The 10,942-nt window shown below is 73.1% G+C and carries 9 protein-coding genes and 2 pseudogenes; 8 read left to right on the forward strand and 3 right to left on the reverse strand.

The window, feature by feature from the left end; genetic code table 11:
- Nucleotides 1–73 precede the first annotated feature (73 nt).
- Nucleotides 74–922 carry a LysR family transcriptional regulator gene (locus K7G61_RS23820; protein ID WP_225848993.1) on the forward strand — a complete coding sequence of 283 codons (849 nt, stop codon included), beginning with the start codon at nucleotides 74–76 and terminating at the stop codon, nucleotides 920–922.
- A 189-nt stretch (nucleotides 923–1,111) separates the two neighbouring features.
- On the opposite strand, the gene K7G61_RS23825 is transcribed toward K7G61_RS23820, so the two are convergent.
- Both K7G61_RS23825 and K7G61_RS23830 read right to left on the reverse strand, forming a co-directional pair.
- Nucleotides 1,112–1,741: a hypothetical protein gene (locus K7G61_RS23825; RefSeq protein ID WP_225848994.1), complete on the reverse strand. Its 630-nt coding sequence runs from the start codon at nucleotides 1,739–1,741 to the stop codon at nucleotides 1,112–1,114.
- Nucleotides 1,742–1,886: 145 nt separating this feature from the next.
- Nucleotides 1,887–2,597 carry a DUF4097 family beta strand repeat-containing protein gene (locus K7G61_RS23830; protein WP_225848995.1) on the reverse strand — a complete coding sequence of 237 codons (711 nt, stop codon included), beginning with the start codon at nucleotides 2,595–2,597 and terminating at the stop codon, nucleotides 1,887–1,889.
- A gap of 436 nt (nucleotides 2,598–3,033) precedes the next feature.
- Between K7G61_RS23830 and K7G61_RS23835 the strand changes: the two genes are divergently transcribed.
- The 4 genes from K7G61_RS23835 (at nucleotide 3,034) to K7G61_RS23850 (ending at nucleotide 8,155) form a co-directional block, all read left to right on the forward strand.
- Complete coding sequence (locus K7G61_RS23835; RefSeq protein ID WP_225848996.1) at nucleotides 3,034–4,128, forward strand: hypothetical protein; 1,095 nt, start codon at nucleotides 3,034–3,036, stop codon at nucleotides 4,126–4,128.
- Nucleotides 4,129–4,275: 147 nt separating this feature from the next.
- On the forward strand, nucleotides 4,276–6,537 hold the full coding sequence (gene pflB, locus K7G61_RS23840; protein ID WP_225848997.1) for a formate C-acetyltransferase: 2,262 nt from the start codon (nucleotides 4,276–4,278) through the stop codon (nucleotides 6,535–6,537).
- 7 nt (nucleotides 6,538–6,544) lie between these two features.
- Nucleotides 6,545–7,411, forward strand: coding sequence for a pyruvate formate-lyase-activating protein (pflA, locus tag K7G61_RS23845; protein WP_225848998.1), 867 nt, complete (start codon nucleotides 6,545–6,547; stop codon nucleotides 7,409–7,411).
- A 57-nt stretch (nucleotides 7,412–7,468) separates the two neighbouring features.
- The gene (locus K7G61_RS23850) at nucleotides 7,469–8,155 is read left to right on the forward strand and encodes a CBS domain-containing protein (protein ID WP_225848999.1); all 687 of its coding nucleotides are present in this window, start codon (nucleotides 7,469–7,471) and stop codon (nucleotides 8,153–8,155) included.
- 97 nt (nucleotides 8,156–8,252) lie between these two features.
- On the opposite strand, the gene K7G61_RS23855 is transcribed toward K7G61_RS23850, so the two are convergent.
- Nucleotides 8,253–8,744, reverse strand: coding sequence for a universal stress protein (locus K7G61_RS23855; RefSeq protein WP_225849000.1), 492 nt, complete (start codon nucleotides 8,742–8,744; stop codon nucleotides 8,253–8,255).
- A gap of 250 nt (nucleotides 8,745–8,994) precedes the next feature.
- Between K7G61_RS23855 and K7G61_RS37355 the strand changes: the two are divergent.
- The 3 genes and pseudogenes from K7G61_RS37355 to K7G61_RS23875 all read left to right on the forward strand — a co-directional run.
- Nucleotides 8,995–9,434 (forward strand): annotated as a pseudogene (locus K7G61_RS37355) (PEP/pyruvate-binding domain-containing protein); the annotation flags it as partial.
- Between the two features lie 3 nt (nucleotides 9,435–9,437).
- A pseudogene (locus K7G61_RS23870) lies at nucleotides 9,438–9,782 on the forward strand (putative PEP-binding protein); the annotation flags it as partial.
- A gap of 86 nt (nucleotides 9,783–9,868) precedes the next feature.
- Nucleotides 9,869–10,576 carry a CBS domain-containing protein gene (locus tag K7G61_RS23875; RefSeq protein ID WP_225849001.1) on the forward strand — a complete coding sequence of 236 codons (708 nt, stop codon included), beginning with the start codon at nucleotides 9,869–9,871 and terminating at the stop codon, nucleotides 10,574–10,576.
- Nucleotides 10,577–10,942 lie beyond the last annotated feature (366 nt).

Here is a 10,942-nt window from a genome sequence, read left to right on the forward strand (position 1 = left end):
CGCCAACACCGATCGGGTGGGCAGTGATACCCCACGGGTATCAGTTGTGGCCGGGGCCGGGTATCGTGGGGGTGTGGAGACGCGGGAACTGCGGTACTTCGTGGCCGTCGCCGAAGAGCTGCACTTCGGGCGGGCCGCACAGCGGCTCGGGATCGCGCAGCCCCCGCTGTCGCGGGCGATCCGCCAGCTCGAACGGCGCCTCGGGGCGACCCTGCTGGAACGCACCAACCGCACGGTGACCCTGACCGACGCCGGGTCGACACTGCTGCGGGAGGGGCGGGCGGCGCTGGACGCGGTTGAGGCGGCCGAGCGGCGCACGCGCCGCGCCTCTCTCGCCGCCGATGGCGAGGCCGGCCTGATCCTGGTCTCGAAGGCCGGTGCGTCCGGCGAGTTGCTGGCGAAACTCCTCGACGCCTACGCCGCGGAGCCCGATGCGGCCGCCGTGGAGGTCCTGCTGTGCGGGCCCGGCGAGCAGGAAGGGCTGCTGCGCGACGGGCGGGCGGACGTGGCTCTGCTGCACCGCCCGTTCGACTCGACGGCCGGGTTCGACACCGAGGACCTCGTCGTGGAAAAGCAGGTCCTGGTCCTGCCGGCCGGTCACCCCCTGGCCGGCCGGCCGCACGTACGGCTCGCCGAGACCTCCGAGCTGCCCGGCCTACCGCTCCCGCGCTGGCCGGCCCCCGACGGCACCTACCCCGAGGGTGCCGGCCTGCAGGTCCGGGACCACACGCAACTGCTCCAGCTGATCGCCCTGGGCCGGGCCTGCGCGATCCTGCCGGAATCCAGCCGGGTCCAACTGCACAGCGGGCACACCACCGTCCCGGTTCTCGACGCCCCGGAGGTCACCACCGTCATCGCCTGGCCACCGCACAGCCGCTCCCGCGCCGTGGCCGCCCTCGTGCGCACCGCGACGGCGCTGTGACCCCGCCGGGAACCGGGAACCGCGCCCTCGGCGCCCTCCGCTGCGACCGGGCGTTTCGAAGGGGCTCAACCCGGCGATCCCGCCTGTTGGTCGGGTGACCCGATGGACATGGCCGAGGGAGCAGGACAGGCCGCGGAGCAGGGAACGGGACCGCTGGACGGTTCAAGTGGCCCGGGTCGTGTGGCGTGTTCAGCCGCGCGCCGACGACAGTACGTCGAGGATGTGGTCCTTGGCGAAGGTCTTGTCCCACGGAGTGTCCAGGACCAGGCAGCCGCCCAGCTTCTTGATGTCTTCCCTCACCACGTCGGAAGACCCCATGGGGGCTCTGCTGGTGAACTCGAATTTCCACGGCATCCACAATGATGCCGTGCTGTCCGTGGCGGCACGGGAGTAATCCGGTTTCGCCGCCGGAAAGGCGGGGCACGGGCGGAAACCGGAGGTGACGATTTCACGTGTGGGAAAGTATCCGGTTTTCGATCGGCGATTTTCGATGTAGAGCTCCCCCGCTGTGGTGATGTAGAACATGGGGGTGGTTCCGGGGCCTCGGTTGATAATCCACCCGCCGGGATGCGAGATGAACCGGTCCACGAATCCCGGGCCGGTGGGTGACCTGTCGCGACCCCGGCCCACCACTTCTTTTCCGGTTTTCGGTGGGATCCCGCGCCGGGGAGCCAGCGTGGCGAAATCCCGGCAGTAGGCGAGGAAGTCGTTCCAGACCCGCGAGGCGGTCTCGAAGGTCGACTCGACGCCGCTGCGAATGTCGGATTCCGAGCCTCGGGCAGCCGCCTGGGCCTTGTTCAGATCGTCCTCCAGTCCCATGACGGAAGCCTACCCGGCCTCCTGAGCGTGTCCATGCAGGTGCGGAATCGGTCGCCGGGTGTTGTCCGCCGCGTCAATCCAAGAGCCGTGCCCGTGCCCTGCGCCTCGCCCACAAGGGCCGGATCGAAGCTCCGCAGAGACGACGTCAGTGGCCGCCTGCTGATTCCACGGTCAAGTCACCGTTCGTCGTCGACAGATCCAAGCGGTACTTTCCCGACGGGTCGTTCCTGAAGGCCACCTTCTTGTCGCCGTGGGAGTCGCTCGCTGAGATCCGGTAGTCGGCAGGCGGGGCCGTGACCGTGAGGCTGCCGCTGGTCGTGCGGGCCTTGATGTTCTGCGGGGTGGCCGTCCGGATCGTCACCTCGCCGTTCGATGTCTGCGCGTCGATGTCGCCGCCCTCGGCGTCATCGACGTGGACGCTGCCGTTGGTGGTGCGCAGCCGCACCGTGCCCGTCGCCCCGCTCACCGTGATCTCGCCGTTGCTCGTGTGCACGTCGACCACGCCGACATCGCTCAAAGTGAGGCTGCCGTTGGACGTGCCTCCCGTCACCGCAAGACCGGCGGGCACCTTGACGACGTAGTCGACGCCGCAGTCCTTGCCGCAGCCGGAGAGCGTCAGGACGCCGTCCTCGACGCTGAACGAGGTGCCCCTCGGCTTGTCACCGCGGTAGTTGACCTTGCGGTGCACGGAAGTCGTTGAGATGTCCGCCGAGGCGTCCACCTTCACCCCGCCGTTCCTTGCGTCGAGACGGATCGAGGTGATCTTCCGGGGCACCGTGGCATCGTCCTCGAAGGTCTTCTGGTTCAGGACCGAGCACGCGGAGAGGCCGCCGACGGTGAGAGCGGCCAGAGCCACAGTTGCAAGGAGACGCGTCCGCAGGCGTCGCACGAAGTTCCCCCGTGTGGAGTGAGTCGGACGATGATCGGTCACTGCGACCTTACGCAGCGACAGTCCCCGCCCACGATGGGGGAAACCCCCCAATTCCCGGACCGGGCCGGCCTGCACGGCGATCACGGGTACTCGCTGAAGGACCAGTCGGCACCACCGACGACAGTGGCCGTGCGCGACCGGGCCGGCCTTCGACGAGGGGGCGCTGCGGCCGATCGTCGGCAGCCGGGCCGTGGCGGCCACCTCGGCCGGTGCCGGGCCGGGGTGCCGGCCACGGCACCGGCCCGGCCCGTTCGGCCCCCGTTCGCACGGTCCACGGGCCCCGGGCCGGAGGCATTCGGCCCCTGATCGCCGCGAACAAGTCGGGCGCACGCTGGGCGCACGACGACCCGAGGAGGCGGCCGTGCGCACCACCACCAGCCTGGACGCCGCGACACTGGAGAAGCTCATCTCCGCCGCCGTCGCGGCACCCTCCCAGCACAACACCCAGCCCTGGCGCTACCGGCTGGACCCGGACACCACTACCGTCGAGGTGCGCGCCGCCCCCGAGCGCGGTCTGCGGCACACCGACCCCGTCGCCCGCGGCCTGCACGTCTCCGTCGGCGCCGCCCTGTTCAACCTGCGCGTCGCCGCTACCCACTTCGGGTGGCACCCGGTGGTGAGGCTGCTGCCCCGTCCCGCCGAGCCGGGGCTGCTGGCGACGGTGCGCCTGGCCGGACCTCGCACCGCCGGCCGCCTGCACCGGCCCGACCTGTACGACGCGGTGTGGCGCCGGCACAGCAGCCGCTTCCCCTTCACCGGCCCGCCCGTTCCGGCGCGGGTGCTGGCGGAGATCGCCGAAGCGGCCACCGCCGAGGGGGCCTTGCTGACCTTCCCCGGCCCCACGGAGGTCAGCCGCATCATGCGCCTGACCGCCGAGGCCGAGCACCACAGCGCCGCCGACCCGGCCCGCAGCGCCGAGACCCGCGATTGGGTGCGCGAGGGCGCCCCGGACGGCCTTCCCGGCGCCGCGCTGGGACCCTACGACGCCATGGGCCGCCTGCCGGTCCGCGACTTCGCCGGTATCCATTCCGCGAGCCGCCCGCGCTCTGCCGCCTTCGAACGCCGGCCTGTCATCGGCGTGCTGGCCACCGCGCACGACACCCGCGCCGACTGGCTGCGCGCCGGGCAGGGGCTGCAGCACGCCCTGCTGGTCGCCACCGCCCACCACGTGCGCACCTCGCTGTTCAGCCAGGCCGTGGAGTGGCCCGACCTGCGCTGGGCGCTGCGCGACCCGCGGACCGGCCGCCGTCACGTGCAGATGCTGATCCGGTTCGGCCACGGCCCCGACGGCCCGGCCACCCCCCGGCGCCCGGCCCGCGACGTGCTGGACGTCGACGAGGCACAGGATGTCCGAGCCGGGGGCCGGCCCCGAGCGGTCACCGGCCGGGGCATGGCCGCTCCCTGTTCCGCACAGGGCTCCGCACGGCGGTACCGGAGCGAACGGCCGGCCCCGTGAGCCCGGCGGACCCGGGGCCGGCCGGAGCCCGGGTCAGGGACCAACGGCCCTGCTCGGCAGCGGAGTTCGGGTTCAGGATCGAAGACGAGGGCGGAACGTACCGCCCGCGGGCACGGGACAAGCGCGAGAGCGCGGAGAGGAGTTGCGATGACCGTGATGACGCGGCCCGCCGAGGACATCGACCCCGGCGCCTGGCACGGATTCGGCGGTACGGCGTGGCGCGAGCGCGTCGACGTGCCGGACTTCGTCCGGGCGAACCACACCCCGTACGAGGGCGACGCGGGCTTCCTGGCCGGCCCGACGAGGAGGACCCGCGCGGTGTGGGAGAAGGTCGCCGCGCTCTTCCCCGAGGAGCGGCGGCGCGGGATCCTCGACGTCGACCCGGCCACCCCGTCCACGATCACCTCGCACGCGCCCGGCTTCATCGACCGCGACCGCGAGCTGATCGTCGGCCTGCAGACGGACGCGCCGCTGAAGCGGGCGATCATGCCGAACGGCGGCCTGCGGATGGTGGAGAACTCGTTGCGGGCGTACGGCTACGAGCCCGACCCGTTCGTCACCGAGGTGTTCGGGAAGTACCGCAAGACCCACAACGACGGGGTCTTCGACGCCTACACCCCGCAAATGCGGCGGGCCCGCAAGGCCGGCATCATCACCGGTCTGCCCGACGCCTACGGGCGCGGCCGGATCATCGGCGACTACCGGCGGGTCGCGCTGTACGGGACCGACCGGCTGATCGAGGCCAAGCGGGCCGAGCGGGCGCTGCTCGACGAACGGCCTTCGACCGAGGACGTGATCCGCGACCGCGAGGAACTCGCCGAGCAGATCCGGGCGCTGGGCGAGCTGACCGCGATGGCCGCCTCGTACGGCTGCGACGTCTCCCGTCCCGCGGCCGGCGCGCACGAGGCGGTGCAGTGGCTGTACCTGGCGTACCTGGGCGCGGTGAAGGAGCAGAACGGCGCCGCGATGTCGCTGGGCCGCACCTCCACCTTCCTCGACGTCTACCTCCAGCGCGATCTGCGGGCGGGCGTCATCGACGAGACCCGCGCGCAGGAGCTGATCGACGACTTCGTGATCAAGCTGCGGATCGTGCGGTTCCTGCGCACCCCCGAGTACGACGCCCTGTTCTCCGGCGACCCCACCTGGGTCACCGAGTCCATCGGCGGCATCGGCTCGGACGGCCGCACCCTGGTCACCCGCACCTCCTTCCGCTTCCTGCAGACCCTGTACAACCTCGGCCCGGCCCCCGAGCCGAACCTGACCGTGCTGTGGTCCCCGCGCCTGCCCGAGGGCTTCAAGCGCTTCTGCGCGCAGGTCTCCGTGGACACCAGCTCCATCCAGTACGAGTCCGACGACCTGCTGCGCCCGCGCACCGGCGACGACACCGCGATCGCCTGCTGCGTGTCCGCGATGGCGGTCGGGAAGCAGATGCAGTTCTTCGGCGCCCGCGTCAACCTCGCCAAGGCCCTGCTGTACGCCGTCAACGGCGGCCGCGACGAGATGACCGGCGAACAGATCGCCCCGCCCACCGAGCCGCTGACCGGCGAGTACCTGGACTACGGGGAACTGTCCGCGGCCTACGACCGGGTGCTGGACTGGCTGGCCGCCACGTACGTGGACGCCCTCAACGTCATCCACTGCATGCACGACAAGTACGCCTACGAACGCCTGGAGATGGCCCTGCACGACCACCCCGTGCACCGATTCCTGGCCTGCGGCGTCGCCGGCCTGTCGGTCGCCGCCGACAGCCTGTCGGCCGTGAAGTACGGCCGGGTGAGGGTGGTCCGCGACGGCACCGGCCTGGCCGTCGACTACGTGCCCGAGGGCGACTGGCCCGCCTACGGCAACAACGACGACCGCGCCGACGCCATCGCCGCCGGCCTGGTCGAGTCGTTCATGGCGAAGATCGCCCGGCACCCGGCCTATCGGGGCGCCGAGCACACCCTGTCGGTGCTGACGATCACCTCCAACGTCGTGTACGGCAAGCACACCGGCAACACCCCCGACGGCCGCCGGTCCGGGGAGCCGTTCGCGCCCGGCGCCAACCCGATGAACGGCCGCGACCGGCACGGCATGGCCGCCTCGGCCCTGTCGGTGGCGAAGATCCCGTACGACAAGGCGCGCGACGGCATCTCGCTGACGTCCACGATCACCCCCGAGGGGCTGGGCCACGACCCGGCCGAGCGGGCCGGCAACCTGGCGGCGCTCCTCGACGCCTACATGACCGCCGGCGGCTACCACCTCAACGTCAACGTGCTCAGCCGCGCCACCCTTGAGGACGCGATGGCCCACCCGGAGAAGTACCCGGACCTGACCATCCGGGTCTCGGGCTACGCCGTCAACTTCGTGCGGCTCACCCGCGAGCAGCAGCTCGACGTGATCGGCCGCACCTTCCACGGAAGCCGGTGACCGGGCGATGACCGGAACACCTCCCACTCCCCCACGAGCGGCCTCGCACGCCCCCGGCACCGACGCCGGGGGCCCCGCCGGGGACAACCCCACGGCCGTCCCCGGGCGGTCCGGTGCCGGGGCCGGGAGGCCCGCCGCGGCCGCGGGCGCCACCGGCCGGATCCACTCCTGGGACCTGTCCACCGGCGTGGACGGGCCCGGGACGCGGTTCGCGCTGTTCCTCAGCGGCTGCCCGCTGCGCTGCCTGTACTGCGCCAACCCCGACACCTGGCACATGCGCGACGGGCGGACCGTCACGGCCGACGACACGCTGGCCCGGATCGCCTCCTACGCCGGCTTCCTCAAGGCCGCCGGCGGCGGCGTCACCCTCACCGGCGGCGAACCGCTGCTGCAGGCCGCCTTCACCGCCCGGCTGCTGCGCGGCTGCCGTGACCTGGGCCTGCACACCGCGCTGGACACCTCCGGCTACCTCGGGGCGCGCGCCACCGACGCCATGCTCGCCGACACCTCGCTGGTCCTGCTGGACATCAAGCACTTCGACGCCTCCCGCTACCGCCGGCTCACCGGCGCCCCCCTGTCCCCCACCCTGGCCTTCGCCACCCGCCTGGACCGTCTCGGCGTGCCCGTCCGCGTCCGCTACGTCCTCGTACCCGGGTGGACCGACGACGAGGAGGGCGTCGACGGCCTGGCCGCCTTCGCCGGGGGCCTGTCCAACGTCGAGCAGGTCGACGTCCTCCCCTTCCACAAGCTGGGCGCCCGCAAGTACGAGGAGCTCGGCGTCCGCTTCCCGCTCCGCGACACCCCCGTACCCGATCCGGCGCTGACCGAGCGCGTCCGCGAGCAGTTCCGGGCCCACGGCCTGCGCGCCTGCTGAACGGCGGCCGGGCACCCGACCGCCCCCGCTCACTTCGTCCGCAAGGAGGGCCCTGCCATGACCGGCAGTCCGCACATCGTCCGCGACGTCATGACCGCCGACACCGCCACCGTGGACCGCACCGCACCGTTCAAGGAGATCGTCCGCATCCTGCAACGGCGGAAGGTCGGCGCGGTGCCCGTCGTGGAGGCCGACGGCCGGGTCGTCGGCGTCGTCTCCGAGGCCGATCTGCTGCCGAAGGAGGAGTTCCGGGACAGCGAGCCCAGCCGCCTGACCCAGTTGCGCCGCCTGGAGGACGTACTCAAGGCCGGCTCGGCGGTCGCCGGGGACCTGATGACCGCCCCCGCGGTCACCATCGAGGAGGACGCCACCTTGTCCCAGGCCGCCCGCGTCCTGGCCAGGGCCGGTGTGAAACGGCTGCCGGTGGTGGACGGGGCCGGGCGGCTGCGCGGCGTCGTCAGCCGCGCCGACCTGCTGAAGGTCTTCCTGCGCGAGGACGAGGACATCGCCGAGGAGGTGCGCCGGGAGATCGTCGCCCACGTCTTCCCCGGCGAGCCCCCCACCGTCCGCGTCCACGTCGCCGAGGGCACCGTCGTCCTCCGCGGTCACGTCGCGGACACCGCCCGTATACCGGTGGCGGCCCGGCTGGTGCGCGCCGTCGAGGGCGTGGTCGACGTTCGCTGGGACCTCGACCAGGCACCCCGGCGCCCGGCGGGGCCGCCGCGGGTGGGGCCGTTGTTGTGACCGCCTCGCGGCATCCGGCGGGCGGGGGCAGGCGCTCGCCGGGTGCCGCGGGGCCCGCGGTCGGCCGCCGCGTACGGCGGGCGGCACCGCGGGCTCGTCAGGGCTCGGGCGGAAGGGGTACGAACACGACGGGTGTGGTGCTGTGCCGCAGGCAGTACAGGCCGATGCCGCCGGGGATCTCCGGTGAGCTGATGCCGGTGGTGCCCAGGACCAGCAGCGACGCCCCTTCGGCGCGGGCCACCAACTGCTCGCCCGGCGACCCCTGCACCGGGGCGCTGATCACCCGCTCGGGCAGTTCGCGGTGGCGGGCCAGCGCCTGGACGGCCCGCTCCAGGCGTTCACGGGCGACCGCCAGGTGGCCGTCGGCGGCGGCGCCCGGCGGCCGGGCGGCGAGTTCCTCCCAGACCGCCACCAGGTCCAGGACCGCGCCGCGCTCGCGCGCCTGCGCGGCCGCCCAGGTCACGGCGGTGCTGGAGCCGAAGGAACCGTCGACGCCGACGACGATGCGCTGAGCCCGTTCCCGCCCGGCCAGCTGCTCGCTTGCGACCTCCTCGGCGGTCAGGTTCGCGCCGTCGAACTGAGAGGGCATGGTGTCTCCCTTCCTCGGGGCACGGCTTGCCGCCAGGCGGACGCGGAAACCCCGGGGCCGGAGCACCGGAGCGGTTCGTGGTGGTGCGCACGCGGACCGTGACGACGCCGGGGCGGCGGGGCAGCGGACGGCCGCCGGCCGGCAGACACCGCGGGCGCCGCCCGGCGTCTGTTCCGGCCGGCCGGGTCAGGGCCCGCGTGGCCTTCGAGATGTGACCTCCCGTACGGCGGGAGGGGAGAGGACGGACGTCATGCCGAAGTACGTGTACGAGTTCGCCGAGGGCAGCCGAGGCATGGCAGCCCTGCTCGGCGGCAAGGGCGCCAATCTGGCCGAGATGACGGGCCTGGGCCTGCCGGTGCCCCCCGGCTTCGTCATCACCACCGACGCCTGCCGCGCCTACCTCGCCGACGGCCGGGAACCGGTCGGCCTCGCCGAGGAGATGGCCGGCCACCTGGCCGGGCTGGACGCGCCCGCCTGTACCGCAGGCGCGAGCACATCCCCGACGACCTGGGCACCGCGGTCACCGTCCAGGCCATGGGCGACGGCAACCTCGGCGACGACTCCGGCAGCGGTGTCGCCTTCACCCGCGACCCGGCCACCGGACGCCCCGGTGTGTACGGGGACTACCTGCCCGACGCGCGGGGCGAGGACGTGGTCTCCGGAGTGCGCAACACGATGCCGCTGACCGACCCCGACTTGACCCAGACGGTGTGGGGCTTGTCCCGCGACGACGTCGAGGCCGCCTTCTTCACCCAGTACCTCGACCAGCACATCTTCGAAAGCTCCCCCTTCGAGACCCTCGACCGCGAAGGCGTCGGACGTCTGGTGCGGCTGGCGGTCACCGAGGGCCGCGCCGCCCGTCCCGGCCTGAAGACCGGGGTCTGCGGCGAGCACGGCGGCGACCCGGACTCCGTGCACTTCTTCCACGCCGCCGGCCTGGACTACGTCTCCTGCTCCCCCTTCCGGGTCCCCGTGGCACGCCTGGAGGCCGGACGGGCGGCTGTCGAGCAGGCCGAGCGGAGCCCGGCGCGGAGCTGAACCGTATCCACCAGCGGGTTCGCCGGCGCGGCCCGCGTCGACGGGCCGCGCCGGCCACCCACCGACCACACCACCGGGAGCACACCATGAAGCACCGCAGGATCGGGCAGGTGATGACCGAACAGGTCGTCAGCGTCCGCCCGCAGACACCGTTCAAGGAAGTCGCAGGACTGCTGGGCAGGCACCGCGTCAGCGGCCTGCCGGTGGTGGACGCGGACGACAGGGTCGTCGGCGTCGTCTCGGAGAGCGATCTGCTGCAGCGCCAGGCGCTGGCGGACGTCCAGGAGCCGCGCCGCCGGCTGTGGCGTTCCCGCGCGGCCCGCGCCGCCGGACGGAAAGCGGCGGCGCTGACCGCGGGCGAGCTGATGTCCGCCCCGGCGGTCACCGTGCGGGCCGACGAGTCCGTCGCCCGCGCGGCACGCACCATGACAACCCGCCGCATCGAGCGGCTGCCCGTCGTGGACGGTGAGGGCCGCCTCGTCGGCATCGCCACACGCCGGGACCTGCTGCGCGTCTTCCTGCGTTCCGACGAGGACATCCGCAAGGAAGTCATCGACGAGGTCCTGGTCCGCTCGCTGTGGCTCATGCCGCAGGAAGTGGGGGTCCGCGTCAAGGACGGCGTCGTGACGCTGGAGGGCAGAGTGGACCGCGAGAGCGAGGTCCACATCGCCGGGCGGATGACGGAGCACATGGACGGCGTGGTGGGCGTGCACAACCTCCTGACCGCGCGGTTCGACGACTCCCACCTGCGGCCCGTCCAGCCCGGCGGGAACGGGGTCGTCCGGGACCGGTGACGCGGACCGTGACGGGCGCCGGAGGAGCCCAGGCCCGCGGTCCGCCACGCCGCGGGCCGAGGCGCGTCCGGCGGCGCCCCGACACCACAGGCCGTCCGCCGGCCCGTACCGGCGGACGGACTGTCGCCATGGCACGTGCCTGTCGCCGACTGGCGGCCCGCTCGGCGAGGCCGCGCAGCGCGTGGCGGGCCGTACACACCGGTACCGGCCCGAGGAGGTGGTGCGGCCGGTGCTGACGGAGTGTCTGCCCGGATCGGCGCGGCCGTCGGCGGAGCATGGTGGCCACCGCCCCCGGGACCGGTCACGCGAGGCGTCGGGGCGCACAACGCGCGAGCGGGCGGCCGCGGCATCCGAGGAGGCGAATGG

The sequence above is a fragment of the Streptomyces sp. HPF1205 genome (genome assembly GCF_020400825.1).
Lineage (GTDB): Bacteria > Actinomycetota > Actinomycetes > Streptomycetales > Streptomycetaceae > Actinacidiphila.